The sequence below is a fragment of the Martinezella rhizogenes genome (assembly GCF_027460065.1).
Classification (GTDB): domain Bacteria; phylum Pseudomonadota; class Alphaproteobacteria; order Rhizobiales; family Rhizobiaceae; genus Agrobacterium; species Agrobacterium rhizogenes_C.
In genome coordinates, this window is the sequence record NZ_JAPYZZ010000001.1 from 185,297 (window position 1) to 200,945 (window position 15,649).

The following is a 15,649-nucleotide window of genomic DNA, read 5'->3' on the forward strand; positions in this document are numbered from 1 at the left end:
GAAGCCGCCGACTGAAAGATCAGCCGGTAAAGGCTTTCGCAAGACAGCAGGCCCGCATGCCCATGACCATTTCCCCTCCAGCGACAAGGCGCGTTTCAGTGCTGCCGATCACGGCGGTCGTGATCGCGGCCGTTGCCGCCATGCCCATTCTGGCGATCTTCTGGCTGGCGCTGACCGGCAGCACGGAGGGATGGCAGCATCTTCTTGCCAATGTTCTTCCACGCGCCGGGTTCCGCACCTTCATGTTGCTGGGACTGACGGCCGCGACAACGGCCTTCTTCGGGATCGCCTGCGCCTGGCTCGTCACCACCTTCGAATTTCCGTTGCGGCGGATATTGTCCGCGGCTCTTGTGTTGCCACTCGCCATCCCGTCCTATCTGGCGGCCTATGCGTTCGGCGAATTCCTCGATTTCACCGGGCCGGTGCAGAGTGCCGTTCGCGCCGCCTTCGGTTACCACAGCATCCGTGACTACTGGTTTCCCGATATCCGCTCGCTCGGCGGTGCGGTGATCGTCCTCAGTTCGGTGCTTTACCCTTATGTCTATCTCTCCGCTCGCGCCGCTTTTTCCATGCAAGGGCGGTTTGCGGCTGAAGCGGCCCGCACGCTCGGTGCAAAGCCGTTGAATGTGTTCTTCTCCGTGCAATTGCCGATGGCGCGGCCGGCGATTGCCATCGGGCTGTCGCTGGTGCTGATGGAGACGCTGAACGATATTGGCGCCGTCGAATATCTCGGCGTCCAGACGCTTACCTTCACCATCTACGAGACCTGGCTCAATCGCGGCAATCTCGCCAATGCGACCCAGATCGCCGCCGTCATCCTCATCATTGTCGGTGCGCTGATCGTCATTGAGCGCAATGCTCGGGAAAAACAGCGCTTTGGCGCGCCGAAGGCGACGAGCATGGCCCAGCGTCACCGGCTGAAGGCGCTCGCCGGCTGGCGGCGCTGGTCAGCGAGCCTGTTCTGCTTCCTGCCTGTGGCGAGCGGCTTTTTCATTCCGGTCATCGTGCTGGGCGGTTACGCCGTGAAAAGGCTGGATGCACTTGTGGCCCCGAAGCTTTTGAAAGCACTCGGGCACAGCCTCGAAGTTTCGCTGACCGCTGCTTTCGTAACACTGATTGCCGCTTTCGTGTTTTCCTATGCCATTCGCACGGAGCGTTCGCGCATTTCAAAAGTGGCGGCGCGTTTCGGCTCCATGGGTTATGGCGTGCCGGGCACCGTGCTTGCCATCGGCGTGCTCATTCCGCTGGCAAGTTTCGACAATGGCGTTGACGGGTTCATCCGTTCCCATTTCGGCTTTTCCAGTGGGTTGCTGCTTTCCGGCACCGCGTTTGCCATCATCTATGCCCATGCCGTGCGTTTCATGACCATGGCGGAAGGCACGCTTGATGCCGGTTTCCAGAAGCTCTCGCCGCATATCGACATGGCCTCGCGGACGCTGGGCCGCAACCGGGCGCAGACGCTATTCAAGGTGCTTTTGCCGAATATGCGGCCGGCGGCACTGACCGCCTTCCTTCTGGTCCTGATCGAATCCATGAAGGAACTGCCGGCCACAATCCTGCTCCGGCCTTTCGGTTTCAACACACTCGCCACGCTGGTTTATGAGGATGCGTCCCGCTCCAGGGTGCAGGATGCCGCCGTGCCGGCGATCATCATCATCATGGCCGGGCTTATTCCCGTGCTGCTCGTCTCGAAATCGATGGATCATCCGGAACATCACCGAGATGCATCGGCAACGCCAGCAAAAAGAAAGGCGGCCTTGCGGCCGCCTGTATGAGTTGTGCTTTTCAACGAGAGAAAGGGGGACAATCTCGCCATTTGGAAATTACCAATCCCGACCATCAAACATATGACGGCCCTGCGTTGGATTTACTTTCCGCCAACTCCCATTAACAAGGGGTTAAAACCAAAATCGATCAATTACCGACGAAAATTCCTATTCTGAGACCGTAAAGTGCCAAAACTAAATTACAGGTTCCTGATTTTATCGCGATTTCAACAGTAACGCGAATAAATCGTGGAGTTCCGTTTGATCAGTTCCGGGCGGCCGCATGCTCATCGCGCATCCGCTGCAATTCGGTGCGCTTGGAGGCGACGGAAGCGACGATGACGCCGATGGTCACAAGTCCGATCAGGATGGTGCAGATGGCGTTGATTTCCGGCGTCACGCCCAAACGAACCTGCGAATAAATCTTGATCGGTAGCGTCGTCGCGCCCGGGCCGGTTGCAAAGCTGGCGATCACGAGATCGTCGAGCGACAGGGTGAAGGCGAGCATCCAGCCGGCGATGACGGCCGGGAAAATCAACGGCAGAGTGATGCGGAAGAAGGTCTTGACCGGCGGGCAGCCGAGATCGAGCGCCGCCTCCTCAAGACTGCGGTCGAAGGTCAGCAGACGTGACTGCACGACGATTGCCACATAACACATGGTGAAGGTGGTGTGGGCGATGACGACAGTCCAGAACCCGCGATCCACCCCGACAGCCACGAACAGAAGCAGCAGCGACAGGCCGGTAATGACCTCCGGCATGACGAGCGGCGCATAGATCATGCCGGAAAACAGCACGCGCCCTGGAAAACGGGCAAAGCGGGTGAGAGACAGCGCCGCCAGCGTTCCAAGAATGGTGCCGATGGTGGCGCTGAGGATGCCGACACGCAACGTCACCCAGGCGGCATCCATCAGCCCCTGATTCGACCACATGGACTTATACCATTGCAGCGAAAAGCCGCCCCAGACGGTGACGAGCTTGGAGGCATTGAAGGAATAGATGATCAGGATGATGATCGGGATATAGAGAAAGGCAAAACCGAGCGTCAGGACGGTGATGTCGAATTTTCCGCGCTTCATGGCCTCACCCCACCTTCTTCTGCTGGTTCTGGAAGATGGCGATGGGCACCACCAGCAGGATCAGCAACAGCACGGCGACAGCGGATGCTAGGGGCCAGTCGCGATTGCCGAAGAACTCCGTCCATAGCGTCTTGCCGATCATCAGCGTCTGGGCACCGCCCAGCAGATCGGGAATGACGAACTCGCCTGTTATCGGGATGAAGCAGATCATCGCCCCGGCGACCACGCCCGGCAGGGACAGTGGAAAGGTGATCTTCCAGAAGGCTTTCCACGGCGGGCAACCGAGATCGGCGGCCGCCTCGAGCAGCGTATTGTCGAGTTTTTCCAGCGCCGAATAAAGCGGCAGCACCATGAAGGGCAGATAGGAATAAACGATGCCGATGAAGATCGCCGTCTCGGTGCGGAAGATATTGACCTGCTGGTCAGGACCCAGAAACCCAAGCCACTGGAACAGCACCGTCAGCAGGCCTTCCGGCTTAAGAATGCCGATCCAGGCGTAAACGCGGATCAGGAAAGAGGTCCAGAACGGCAGGATCACCAGCATCACCAGCGTCGGACGGACGGAAGACGGCGCACGCGCCATGGCGAGCGCCATGGGATAACCGATCAGCAGAAGCAGGAAAGTGGAGATGAAGGCGATGCGCAGCGACGACAGATAGGCTTCGACATAAAGCGGGTCTTCCGTCAGGAAGAAATAGTTCTCGAAATCCAGCTGCGATAAAAATTCGCCGAGCTTCGAAAACCCTTCAAAAACAGGCGTATAGGGCGGCATGGAGATCGCCGTATCCGACAGCGAAATCTTGACGATGATGAGAAAGGGTGCGGCGAAAAACAGCAGCAGCCAGAAATAGGGAACCGCAACGACCAGCCAGCGCCAGGGGCTTTGCCGGTTTTCGGGAGTGGTGATCGCCATGAAAGCCTCCCTCAGCGTGTCAGGACAAGACCTGAATCCGGTTTCCAATTAAGCCACACCATATCCCCGAAAGTGATCGGGCGATCGACGAGACGAGAGACATTCGCCTGCGCGGCGCGAAGGACGCGGCCATCGGCAAGCTTGACGATGAATACCGAAAAATCGCCGAGATAACCGATGTCCCAGACTTCGCCATAGGCGGAATTGATGCTGCTGTCGGCGGGCTGGTCGAGCGAGATGCGGACCTTTTCCGGGCGAATGGCATAGGCCACCTGGCTGCCGGTGGCCGCCGCGCATTCCTGCTCCACCGAAACCTTCAGCCCGTCGCAATCCAGCGTCACCAGACCGGGTTTGCCGATATCGGAGGCATTGGCGACGACGTTCGCGTCGAAAATATTGATGTCGCCGATGAAGTCGGCCACGTAGCGGGTGTTCGGCGCTTCATAGATCTCGGCCGGCGTCGCCACCTGCACGACGATGCCCTTGTCCATGACAGCGATGCGGTCCGACACCGTCATCGCCTCTTCCTGGTCATGGGTGACGATGAGGAAGGTAAGACCAAGATTGGTCTGGATATCCATCAGTTCGAACTGTGTTTCCTCACGCAGCTTCTTGTCGAGCGCGCCGAGCGGTTCATCCAGCAGCAACACCTTCGGCCGCTTGGCGAGCGACCGGGCGAGCGCCACGCGCTGGCGCTGACCGCCGGAAAGCTGGCTCGGCTTGCGCTTGGCAAATTCCGTGAGCTTGACGAGCCGCAGCATTTCCTCGACGCGGGCGGCGATGTCCGCCTTGGGCAGGCCGTCCTGCTCCAGGCCGAAAGCAACGTTCTTTTCCACCGACATATGCGGGAAAAGCGCGTAGGACTGGAACATCATGTTGGTGGGGCGCTTATAGGGTGGCACGCCGGAAATATCCTTGCCCTGCAGCAGGATACGACCCTCGGTCGGCTCCTCGAAACCGGCCAGCATGCGCATCAGCGTGGTCTTGCCGCAACCGGAAGGACCGAGCAGCGAGAAGAATTCGCGCTCGTAAATATCAAGCGTCAGATTGTTGACGGCGACAAAATCGCCAAAACGCTTGGTGACGTTTTCAAATCGGATGAAAGGCACCGCATCGGGATTGTCCCAAGGGCTGAATTTGCGTTTGACCGGTCCGAGTGTCTTTGCCATGCCCGCCCCATTTCACCCAATAATCCATCGACGACGTAAAGGAGAAAGAGGGTGGACAGCGCCACCCTCTCCCAAGCCCGATCAGGTGCCGGTCTTTATCTGCGTCCAGACGCGGTTCAACACACGCTGTTCCTTCGGTCCGTAGGGCGAAATGGTGAAGAGCTTCTTCATCGTTTCCGGATCGGGATAGACCCCCGGGTTCTTCGCGACCGACGGATCCATCAGCGTCTGCGAGGGAAGGTTGCCGTTGGCGTATTGCACGTAATTGGAAGCCTTGGCGGCGACTTCAGGCTTCATCATGTAGTTGATGAAGGCGTGGGCCTCTTCGACATTCTTGGCATCAGCCGGAATGGCGAAGCTATCCATCCAGATATAAGTGCCTTCCTTGGGGATGACATAATTCACCTCGACGCCGTTCTTGGCTTCCTCGGCGCGCGTTTTCGCCTGAAGGATATCGCCGGACCAGCCGATGGAGATGCAAATGTCACCATTGGCGAGATCATTGATATAAGGCGACGAATTGAAGGTCTTCACAGAGGAGCGAATCTTCGAATAGACCTCGCCGCCCGCTTCCAGGTCGGCCGTCTCCTTGCTGTCGGGATTCTTGCCGATATAGTTCATCGCAATCGCGAAAGTCTCGTCCGACGCGTCGAGAACGTTGATACCGCAGGATTTCAGCTTCTCGGCATTTTCCGGCTTGAACAACACGTCCCAGCTGTCGACAGGCACATCGCCGAGCGCGGCCTTCACCTTGGCGACATTGTAGCCGATGCCGGTGGTGCCCCACATGTAGTTGACGGCATATTCGTTGCCGGGGTCATATTTCGCCAGGCGTTCGGTAATTTCCGGCCACGCATTCTTGAGGTTCGGCAGCTTGGACTTGTCCAGTTTCTGGTAGACACCGGCCTTGATCTGCCGTGCCAGGAAAGGCGATGTCGGCGCCACGACGTCATAACCCGAGCTGCCGGCCAATAGCTTGGTCTCCAGCACCTCGTTACCGTCATAGACGTCGTAAACCACCTTGATCCCGGTTTCCTTGGTAAAATCTTCAAGGATGACGGGATCGATATAATCCGACCAGTTATAGACGTGGACGACCTTCTCCTGGGCCATTGCCGAGCCTGCTGCAACGAGCACGGTGGTGAGAGCCAAGGTCAGACGGAGAGAACGGTTTTTCATGATGTCTCCTGTTAACGCATCCTCACGACGGAAGCGTGATCCCCTTTTTTAGCGAGACTAGAAAGGAAAACAAAAGGGAGCAAGCGGGAAATGTGCAGCACAGCATTTTCAACCAAATGTGTTCCGGCCAGAAAAAATTGCATCGAAACGCCTACTGGAAGTCGAAAACACTGAGGCCGGTGACCATTTCATCCAACCCGAGCGGGCGCGTGAGCGGTGCTTCGGCCCGTGACAGGCAACCCTGCCTTTCGCACAGCCGGCACGAGGGGCCGATGGCCACGGGTGCCGCACCCGACGCGGCGGGGCCATAGACCGTCTCCCCCGCCTGGCCGAGATCGCAGCCCAGAAGCACGGCGGTGCGCCTCACCCTTTCGCCGAAACCAGCCTGTGGGCCCTCCAGTGTGCGCGAAACAGTCAGGAAAGCATCACCGTCAGGCATCTCCACCGATTCCACCAGCACCTGCCCCGGCTGCGCGAAGGCGGCATGGATATTGAGCCGCGGACAGAGGCCGCCGAATCGCGCCCTCGGGAAACCGCCCGCCCCGGCGAGCCGGAAACGGTTGCCGGCATTGTCGATCTCCATCAGGAAAAACGGGATCGTCGCGGCTGTCGCCCGTTGCAGGCTGACGAGCCGGTTGGCGGCCTGTTCGAACGAGACGTTGAAGCGCGGCCGCAGGACATCGAGGTCATATTTGGCGCGCTGGGCGGCGGAAAGGAACGCACCATAGGGCATCATCAGCGCATGGGCGGCATAACGCGCCAGTTCGAAACGGGCGATACGCCGCGCCTCCTCGCCTTTCAGGCCCAGCGCCTCCAGTTCCGTCCCTATCTCTTCGCGAAGCGCCAGAAGACAGGTCTCCATCGCCATTTCCCGGAGCTGATCCGGCTGTGACAGGCGCTCGGACAAAAACAGCCGCATGGAATGACGGTCATACCGCCGCCGGAGATTGGGCATGGCGTGCACCGGCAGGGTCCTGACGACAATGCCGTGGTTTTTCTGCAGCCATGCGCGCAGACCGGAAGTGAGATCATCACCCGCCGACAATTGTTTATGGAGTTCTTCCGCCGCCGCGTCGATGGCATGGAAATAGGCCGGGCGGTTTTCGAAAACGTGCCTCACTTCGTCGATCGGCAGGCGGGTGGAGGAGAGCGCCGTCTCATGCCCTTCCCGCGCCAGAAGATCGGAGAGGTCGGAAAGGCGCTGCGCCTGTTCCCGATAGGCCCGGTAAAGCTTGAGGACACCGCTTGCCGCGTTGGGCGCGGCATCGGCCACCTCGATCAGTTCCTGCGGTGATGGCACCTCACCCACCAGCAGCGGATCGGCGAAGACCTCACGCAACTGCCCGGCGGAACCGGCGCTTTCGCCCTGCAAGTCGTCCAGATCGACCTTGTAGACCGAGGCGAGCTTCAACAGCAGCTGCACGGTCAGCGGCCGCTGGTTGCGCTCGATGAGATTGAGGTAAGACGGCGAGATCGCCAGCGCCTCGGCCATGGCCGTCTGCGTCAATGCGAGACCATTGCGAATGCGGCGCACCCGTGGTCCGGCAAAGATCTTGTTTTCCGACACGTCCTAACCTCCCCAACCCGTCACTCATACAAGTCTGTTACAAACTCGTCGAGCCAAAGGTTTTTACAAAATTTACAATTTTACAGCTCCACCCTGTCACGCATCCTACAGGATAACCTCTTTCAAGTCACTGTTTTTATGTTTGTTCTGGCGCTCAAATCTCCAAAAATGTAAATGTAGTCACATCGAACAGCGCCACACGAAGTTCACGGCGGCCCGTTTCAGAAACCGTATTTATCATGGGAGAGAGAAGTATGACGGATTTTTACAAGCTTGTTCCGGGTGCTGCGCAGGGACGTTTTGACGGCATCGAACGCACCTACACCGCCGCCGATGTGGAGCGGCTGCGCGGCTCCGTCGACATCCGCCATTCGCTGGCCGAAATGGGTGCCAACCGGCTGTGGAAGCTGATCAACGAGGAGAATTTCGTCAATGCGCTCGGCGCGCTTTCCGGCAACCAGGCCATGCAGATGGTTCGCGCCGGGCTGAAGGCGATCTATCTTTCTGGCTGGCAGGTTGCGGCGGATGCCAACACCGCCTCGGCCATGTATCCAGACCAGTCGCTTTATCCCGCCAATGCGGCACCGGAGCTTGCAAAGCGCATCAACCGCACCTTGCAGCGCGCCGATCAGATCGAGACAGCAGAGGGCAAGGGCCTTTCGGTCGACACCTGGTTCGCGCCGATCGTTGCCGATGCGGAGGCCGGGTTCGGCGGGCCGCTCAACGCCTTCGAGATCATGAAGGCCTTTATCGAAGCGGGTGCGGCGGGTGTTCATTATGAAGACCAGCTGGCATCGGAAAAGAAGTGCGGCCATCTTGGCGGCAAGGTTCTGATCCCGACGGCGGCGCATATCCGCAATCTCACGGCGGCGCGGCTTGCGGCTGATGTCATGGGTGTGCCGACGCTGGTTATCGCCCGCACGGATGCGGAGGCCGCCAAGCTTCTGACCTCAGACATCGACGAGCGCGACCAGCCTTTCGTGGATTACGATGCCGGCCGCACCGTTGAGGGCTTCTATCAGGTCAAGAACGGTCTTGAGCCCTGCATTGCCCGCGCGGTGGCCTATGCGCCCTATTGCGATCTGATCTGGTGCGAGACATCAAAGCCGGATCTCGAACAGGCGCGCAGGTTTGCTGAAGGAGTGCACAAGGTGCATCCCGGCAAGAAGCTGGCTTACAATTGCTCACCGTCGTTCAACTGGAAAAAGAACCTCGACGACGCGACGATTGCCAAGTTCCAGCGGGAGCTCGGCGCGATGGGCTACAAGTTCCAGTTCATCACGCTTGCCGGTTTCCACCAGCTGAATTTCGGCATGTTCGAACTGGCGCGTGGTTACAAGGACCGGCAGATGGCGGCCTATTCCGAGCTTCAGGAAGCGGAATTCGCGGCGGAAGTAAACGGTTACACCGCCACCAAGCACCAGCGCGAAGTCGGCACCGGCTATTTCGACGCCGTGTCCCTGGCGATCTCGGGCGGCACGTCGTCCACGACAGCCATGAAGGAATCCACCGAGCACGACCAGTTCCGCCCGGCGGCCGAATAAATCGAGAAAACCGCCCTTCCCATTACAGGGAAGGGCTTGCAAACCGGATCAAAAACCCCTGACAATAATGAGAGGAGAAATGCCATGAATGCCCACAATCCCATCAAGACCCACGTCAAGGAACGCGCCGAGGAACAATCCTCCGCCATGACGCAGGATCAGCAGGCCGCCATCCGCATGCTGGCCAATGATCTGCACCGCCTCAATCAGGCCGTCATGAAAGCCGTCGAGGCCGGCGTTTCCGTCGAGCTCGTTCGCTCGGCCCGCCACCACGGTGGCGGCGGCAACTGGGGCGATCTGCTGATCCCCGTCATCGTCGCGCAGGGAAGTGCCGCTGCCTGACCGGCCGCCATTCTTTCATGCTGGCTTTCATGCCGGACGGCTCTTGCGTCCGGCATAAAGATCGGAATGGCCCTTGATGAGACGGGTCATCCGATCCGCCACCGTCCTGATATCACGGCGGTGGCGATCGTCATTGTTCATGACGATCCATTGATTGTGGCGGAGTGGTTCGATTTCGCCGCCTTCACGAAGAAGCCGCGCATCCGCATCGCCCACGAAACAGGGAAGTACGGCGATCCCGGCCCCGGCCAACACCAGATCGAGCAGCGCCACCGGCCGGTTAACCGTCACCGCGATATCGCTGCGGCGGTTCTCATGCGGCCAGCGCAGATAGGTGGAAATGGCGCCATCTTCCGCCACCGCCAGCCAACGGTCGGCAACGGCTGCGGCGGCGTTGCGCAGCCTGTAGGGCGCATAGGCCACCTCCCCCGTTTTTATGGCGGCAAGGTTCTTTTCCTGCGGCTCGAAAGCGCGAATCCCGATGTCGTTTTCACGATGCGCGAGAGACGCCCTCTGTTCGGCAATGAAAAGATCGATGCGGAAATCATCCCGGTCGGTGCAGATGGCGGAGAAGTTGCCGGTCAGCAGCCAGGCATTCCAGGTGCCGACGGCAATGCGCACGGTCGAAGATGCCGAGGACGCCTTCTGCCATCCCTCGATATCCTTGGCCGCATTTTCCATTGCCTGAAGCCGGTCGAACAGTGCCCGCCCGTCCGCCGTCAGGGCGTATCCGGTCTGGCTGCGCAGGAAGAGGACCTTGCCGATGCGCTCCTCCAGCTCGACCATGCGCCGCCCCACGGTCGCGGGGCTCAAACCGGTCAGCGCGGCAGCACCCGTCAGGCCGCCGCTGCGTGACACATCGAGGAAAAGCTGATAGGAATCCCAGGTGACGTTTTTCATCGGTGAAAAACGTAGCGCATTTTCTTGCGCAGATAAATCAAAAACCGGCGTGCATCATGGCCCTCCGCAGTTAGAAGGAGAGCGAACATGCATGCCATTTTTGCAGCACGGGTCATTATCGAAAACCAGCAGCCGCGCACACGGCGCGAAGCCATTCTGCAGGAAGAGAAGTTCTATGCTGACATGGCCCAAGCGTCCCGGGCATGGCGGCTTTTCAGCGCGCTTGCCGGTTTGATAAACGTGACGAGCCGCCGATCAGTGAAAGAGAGTGATCAAGGCTGCGACGGCACCAGCTGCGATGATGCTGAGGCGAAAGGCCAGCTGCCGGCTCTCGCTTTCGGCGCGGGCGATGGCAATGGCGCGAGGGCGGCGATGTGCAGATCTGTTCATGCGCGGGCTCCTGACGAAAAACTCAACCGACCCATGCCCTGTTAAGAGCCTCCAGCAGGACATCATGTGCAGCGGGATCGTGGAGCGATCCGGCTTTGCTGGCATTCGGTCAGGATGACTCCTCGCCTGTTAACAGAATGTTAAAGAGGGCGAAAACGGGCCACAAACTGACGGCGAGCCACACCACTCGCGCCGCCGTCATCCTCGGGCTTGTCCCGAGGATCTGCTACCGATTGGTTTTATTCGAGGTGATTAGATCCTCGGCACAGGGCCGAGGATGACGCCGATGGAATGCTTTAACAGTCTGAGCCCATCTCACGCGAATTCGCCTGCCGCCTGTCCGGACGCCCAGGCCCACTGGAAATTATAGCCGCCGAGCCAGCCGGTGACGTCAACGCATTCGCCGATGAAGAACAGGCCCGGCACCGCTTTCACCGCCATGTTGCGGGAATCGAGAGCCATCGTGTCCACGCCACCGAGCGTGACTTCCGCCGTGCGGTAGCCTTCGGAACCGGCGGGCTTGATCTGCCAGTCCTGCACCTGCGCCGCCAGCTTTGCGAGAACCTTGTCGGACATATCGGCGAGATTGCCGGTGATGCCGGTTTGTTCGACCACATGTTGGGCAAGCCGCTTCGGCAGGATTTCGGAAAGAGCCGTCTGGGCCGACTGGCGGCCGTTCTTCTGTTTTGCTTGCCTCAGCAGCGCGACGATATCCCGGCCCGGTTCGAGCTTCAGGCGGATCACATCACCCTCGCGCCAATAGGACGAGATTTGCAGAATGGAAGGACCACTCAAACCGCGATGGGTGAACAGCAGCGCTTCCTCGAACGAGGTCTTGCCATGGGAAACCTCAGCCGGAACCGCGACGCCGGCAAGCGGGCTCAGCCTTTCCAGCAAAGCGGGATCGAGCGTCAGCGGCACGAGGCCGGGGCGCGGCTCGATGAGCTTGAGACCGAATTGTTCGGCGATCTGATAGGCAAAACCGGTCGCGCCCATTTTCGGGATGGACTTGCCGCCCGTTGCCACGACAAGGCTTTCCGCCTCGATGACGCCGCCTGAGGTCGTCACGCGAAAACGGCCACCATCATGGGCGACGGCAGAGACTGACGTTTCGAGCCGCAGTTTCGCATTCACCGCCTGCATTTCACCAAGCAGCATGCGGATGATGTCCTTGGCGCTGTCATCGCAAAACAGCTGCCCGAGCGTCTTTTCGTGCCAGGCGATACGGTGTTTTTCGACGAGAGCGATGAAATCGCGCGGCGAATAGCGGGCGAGCGCGGATTTGGCGAAATGCGGGTTGGCGGAGAGATAGTTCTTCGGCCCGGCATGGATATTGGTGAAGTTGCAGCGGCCGCCGCCGGAGATACGGATCTTTTCGCCCGGCGCCCTGGCATGGTCGAGAATGACGACGGAGCGACCGCGCTTTCCGGCGCGGATGGCGCACATCATGCCTGCGGCGCCCGCCCCCAAAATCAGCACGTCACATTTCTCTGTCATCATTCCATCCGATCCGTTTCCTTTCCTCTTTTCCAAGTACCGCCGCTTGTCAATGGCGCTTTCCCCCTCGCCAATTGTCAAACTACGGTTATGATGGCTCCACCAGAAACACAGACCCGGTGATACATGCCCGCCAAAAAAACCATGCTCCGCCCGAAGAAACAGGCAACCATGGCAAAAAAGTCTCCTCCCCTCGATCTCTCCTCCACCCGTGGCGTTTCCTCCTGGCGCGAAGCCGCGCAATGGCTGCGCGCGCGCGGGATCGAAGACATAGAATGCATCACGCCAGACCTTGCGGGTGTTCCGCGCGGCAAGATGATGCCGACGGCGAAATTCACGGGCGATACCTCGCTCGCCCTGCCGTCCGCGCTCTACCGCCACACGATATCAGGCGAATACCCTGATGAGACCGCGAACTTCCGTTATGAGCCGCGCGATAGCGACCTGAAGCTGGTGCCCGATCTTTCGACGCTGTCCGTCGTGCCCTGGGAAAGCGATCCGACTGCGCAGGTGATCTGCGACGTCGTGGATGCCGAGGGCAATTTCGTTCCCTACACGCCGCGCAACGTCCTGAAGAACGTGCTTTCGCTCTATACCGAAAAAGGCTGGAAGCCGGTCGTAGCACCCGAAATCGAATTTTATCTCGTCGCCATGAATGACGACCCCGATTATCCGCTGCATCCGCCGAAGGGCCGGTCCGGCCGCTCCATCGTTGGCGGTCAAAGCTATTCCATCGCCGGCATCAACGAATTCGACGAGTTGATCGACGACATCTATCATTTCTCGGAAAAACAGGGCCTTGAGATCGATACGCTGATCCACGAGGAAGGCCCGGCGCAGCTGGAAATCAACCTGCGCCATGGCGATCCGATCGAGCTTGCCGACCAGGTGTTCCTGTTCAAGCGCACCATTCGCGAGGCAGCGCTGAAACACGGCATCTATGCCACCTTCATGGCAAAACCGATGCAGGGTCAGCCGGGTTCGGCCATGCATATCCACCAGTCGGTGGTGGAGATCGATAGCGGCCGCAACATCTTCTCCAATGCGGATGGCAGTCCCTCGAAGGAATTCTTCGCCTTTGTCGGCGGCATGCAGCGTTACGTTCCGAACGCGCTCGTCATGCTGGCGCCCTATGTGAATTCCTATCGCCGCCTGACGCCCGACATGGCCTGCCCAGTCAACAATGCCTGGGGTTACGATAACCGCACCACGGCTTTCCGGGTGCCGATTTCCGGGCCGCAGGCGCGTCGCGTCGAAAACCGGCTGCCGAGTTCGGACGCCAACCCCTATCTGGCGCTTGCCGCTTCGCTCGGCTGCGGTTGGCTTGGCATCGTCAACAATATCGAGCCGACCGAACCCACCGCCGATACGGCCAATGAAGGCTCCATCGAACTGCCGCGTGGTCTCCTGGAGGCCGTGGCGCTGCTGGAAGGCGAGGAACAGTTCGACCGTGTGTTCGGCCATGAATTCGTGGGCCTTTATGCCGGCCTGAAACGCGGGGAATTCGAGACCTTCATGCAGGTCATCAGCCCCTGGGAGCGCGAGTTCCTGCTTCTCAACGTGTGAGGAACCACGAGCATGACATGGCAAAGCCCGATTGCGCCGGGACTATCCTGGTATCAGGCAACCGTCGGCGAGCGGCCGGACTATCCCGCTCTCGACGGGTCGAAGCAGGTTGATGTCGCGATCATCGGCGGTGGTTATACCGGCCTTCAGGCCGCCTGTAACCTTGCCGAAAACGGCCTCTCGGTTGCCCTCATCGAAGCGCACCGCTTTGGCGATGGCGCCTCCGGCCGCAATGGCGGCCAGTTCGGCACAGGCCAGCGCTCCTTCCCCGACGAGATGGAAGGCGAGATCGGCTTCGAGCAATCCAAGCTGCTGTTCGACATTGCCGAGGACGCCAAGAACTACGTGCGCGACTTCGCCAGCAGCCGCGGCATCGACATGGACTACCTGCAGGGGCAGCTTTATGTGGCGCACAAGGCGGCCTACGAGGATGATTATCGCAGAAGCGTCGATGCGATGAACAACCGCTATGGCTATCCGCATATTTCCTACATGGAACGTGGAGAGGCGCGCAAACGTGTCGGCTCCACCCATTATTTCGGCGGTACGCGCGATACCGGCACCGGCCATATCCACCCGCTGAAACTGCTGGTCGGGCTAGCGAAAGCGGCGAAGGCCGCAGGCGCTGACATTTATGAAATGACGCCGGCGAAATCCATCCGGCAAGTCGGCGGCAAGACGATCATCGAAACCCCCTTCGGCACGATCACCGCGCCGCGGGTGCTGATCGCCACCAATGCCTATATCGGCAATCTGGAACCGGTGACGGCGGCCCATATCATGCCGATCCGTTCCTTCATCGGTGCCACCGCACCGCTCGACGCCTATCCGGACATCATCCCCGGCAAGGAAGCGGTGGCCGACTCCCGTTTCGTGGTGCGTTATTTCCGCAAGACGGCCGACAACCGGCTGCTGTTTGGTGGGCGCGAGGCCTATACGGCCGATGCGCCGCGCGATATTTCCAGCCATATCCGCCGGCAGATTGCGGAAATCTATCCCGAGCTGAAGGCCGTCGACATCACCCATTCCTGGGGCGGGTCCGTCGGCATTACCCTGCCACGCAAGGTCTTCGTGCGCGAGGTCATGCCCGGCGTCACTTCCATCGGCGGTTATTCCGGCCACGGGGTGATGCTGTCGAATTATTGCGGCAAGCTTTATGCCGATCTCGTTCTCGGCAAAAAGGACATGCTGGCGCCCTTCGCGCGGCTGAAGGTGCCCGCCTTCCCCGGCGGGGCATCACTGCGCGCGCCGCTGCTTTTCATGGCGCTCTCATGGTTCGCGTTGCGAGACAGGTTTTGATCCTTCAGGACGCATAGGGGGGTTTCGATGGAAAAACCGGATGACAGGCTTGTTACAATCGCGACGGGCTATGGTCTCGTTGACACGGCGGTGACATCCTCGTTTCTGCAGGCCTATGGAATCCCGACAACCGCCATTCCCTCCCAATGCGCCTCGATATTCTGGCACTATACGGTGGCTTTTGGTGGGATAGAGATCCGCATCGCGGCACGGCAGCGTGAAGAAGCGGAGATGCTGCTGGACAGCATCGAGCAAAGCAGCGAAATCACGGATGCCAAAAAGAGCCTACAACTCTGGCATGGGATTGCCGCTGTCCTTGTGTTTTTCTTATTTTCCGTTCCACCACCTGCCAAAGGCATCTTCAGAACCAGCGTTTTGCCGGTGCATGGCAGAATGGCTGAGATAACCGTATGAGCGTTGCAAAGCCCTGCAAAAGCAA

Annotated in this window: 14 protein-coding genes; 7 read left to right on the forward strand and 7 right to left on the reverse strand. The window is 59.5% G+C overall.

The window, feature by feature from the left end:
* The first annotated feature begins 56 nt into the window (after positions 1-56).
* A complete protein-coding gene (locus tag O8B93_RS00880; RefSeq protein WP_269707960.1) occupies positions 57-1,775 on the forward strand; it encodes an ABC transporter permease in 1,719 nt (572 codons plus the stop codon).
* Positions 1,776-2,031: 256 nt separating this feature from the next.
* On the opposite strand, the gene O8B93_RS00885 is transcribed toward O8B93_RS00880, so the two are convergent.
* From O8B93_RS00885 to O8B93_RS00905, 5 genes are all read right to left on the reverse strand, one after another.
* Positions 2,032-2,844 carry an ABC transporter permease gene (locus O8B93_RS00885; RefSeq protein WP_006313080.1) on the reverse strand — a complete coding sequence of 271 codons (813 nt, stop codon included), beginning with the start codon at positions 2,842-2,844 and terminating at the stop codon, positions 2,032-2,034.
* A gap of 4 nt (positions 2,845-2,848) precedes the next feature.
* Positions 2,849-3,757, reverse strand: a complete 909-nt coding sequence (locus tag O8B93_RS00890) for an ABC transporter permease subunit (protein ID WP_269707962.1) — start codon at positions 3,755-3,757, stop codon at positions 2,849-2,851.
* An 11-nt stretch (positions 3,758-3,768) separates the two neighbouring features.
* Entirely contained in the window at positions 3,769-4,926 is a 1,158-nt protein-coding gene (locus O8B93_RS00895) for an ABC transporter ATP-binding protein (protein WP_269707963.1), read from the reverse strand.
* Between the two features lie 81 nt (positions 4,927-5,007).
* Positions 5,008-6,105, reverse strand: coding sequence for a polyamine ABC transporter substrate-binding protein (locus O8B93_RS00900; protein ID WP_269707964.1), 1,098 nt, complete (start codon positions 6,103-6,105; stop codon positions 5,008-5,010).
* Between the two features lie 151 nt (positions 6,106-6,256).
* Positions 6,257-7,672, reverse strand: a complete 1,416-nt coding sequence (locus tag O8B93_RS00905; RefSeq protein WP_269707965.1) for a helix-turn-helix domain-containing protein — start codon at positions 7,670-7,672, stop codon at positions 6,257-6,259.
* Between the two features lie 254 nt (positions 7,673-7,926).
* Here O8B93_RS00905 and aceA point away from each other — a divergent pair, with 254 nt between their 5' ends.
* Together aceA and O8B93_RS00915 are read left to right on the forward strand one after the other, a co-directional pair.
* On the forward strand, positions 7,927-9,216 hold the full coding sequence (gene aceA / locus O8B93_RS00910) for an isocitrate lyase (RefSeq protein ID WP_269707966.1): 1,290 nt from the start codon (positions 7,927-7,929) through the stop codon (positions 9,214-9,216).
* Between the two features lie 84 nt (positions 9,217-9,300).
* Complete coding sequence (locus O8B93_RS00915) at positions 9,301-9,558, forward strand: SMc00767 family acetate metabolism repressor (RefSeq protein WP_003493954.1); 258 nt, start codon at positions 9,301-9,303, stop codon at positions 9,556-9,558.
* A gap of 27 nt (positions 9,559-9,585) precedes the next feature.
* Here the strand turns inward: O8B93_RS00915 and O8B93_RS00920 are convergent, their stop codons facing one another.
* The gene (locus O8B93_RS00920) at positions 9,586-10,458 is read right to left on the reverse strand and encodes a LysR family transcriptional regulator (protein WP_269707967.1); all 873 of its coding nucleotides are present in this window, start codon (positions 10,456-10,458) and stop codon (positions 9,586-9,588) included.
* 87 nt (positions 10,459-10,545) lie between these two features.
* Between O8B93_RS00920 and O8B93_RS00925 the strand changes: the two genes are divergently transcribed.
* Positions 10,546-10,893, forward strand: coding sequence for a hypothetical protein (locus O8B93_RS00925; RefSeq protein WP_269707968.1), 348 nt, complete (start codon positions 10,546-10,548; stop codon positions 10,891-10,893).
* Between the two features lie 270 nt (positions 10,894-11,163).
* Here the strand turns inward: O8B93_RS00925 and O8B93_RS00930 are convergent, their stop codons facing one another.
* Entirely contained in the window at positions 11,164-12,348 is a 1,185-nt protein-coding gene (locus tag O8B93_RS00930) for a BaiN/RdsA family NAD(P)/FAD-dependent oxidoreductase (protein ID WP_269707969.1), read from the reverse strand.
* Between the two features lie 123 nt (positions 12,349-12,471).
* Here O8B93_RS00930 and O8B93_RS00935 point away from each other — a divergent pair, with 123 nt between their 5' ends.
* From O8B93_RS00935 to O8B93_RS00945, 3 genes are read left to right on the forward strand one after another with little or no spacing between them, the layout of a single operon-like run.
* Complete coding sequence (locus O8B93_RS00935) at positions 12,472-13,911, forward strand: glutamine synthetase family protein (protein ID WP_269707970.1); 1,440 nt, start codon at positions 12,472-12,474, stop codon at positions 13,909-13,911.
* A 12-nt stretch (positions 13,912-13,923) separates the two neighbouring features.
* On the forward strand, positions 13,924-15,210 hold the full coding sequence (locus O8B93_RS00940; protein WP_269707971.1) for an NAD(P)/FAD-dependent oxidoreductase: 1,287 nt from the start codon (positions 13,924-13,926) through the stop codon (positions 15,208-15,210).
* 27 nt (positions 15,211-15,237) lie between these two features.
* Positions 15,238-15,624: a hypothetical protein gene (locus tag O8B93_RS00945; protein WP_269707972.1), complete on the forward strand. Its 387-nt coding sequence runs from the start codon at positions 15,238-15,240 to the stop codon at positions 15,622-15,624.
* Positions 15,625-15,649: the final 25 nt, after the last annotated feature.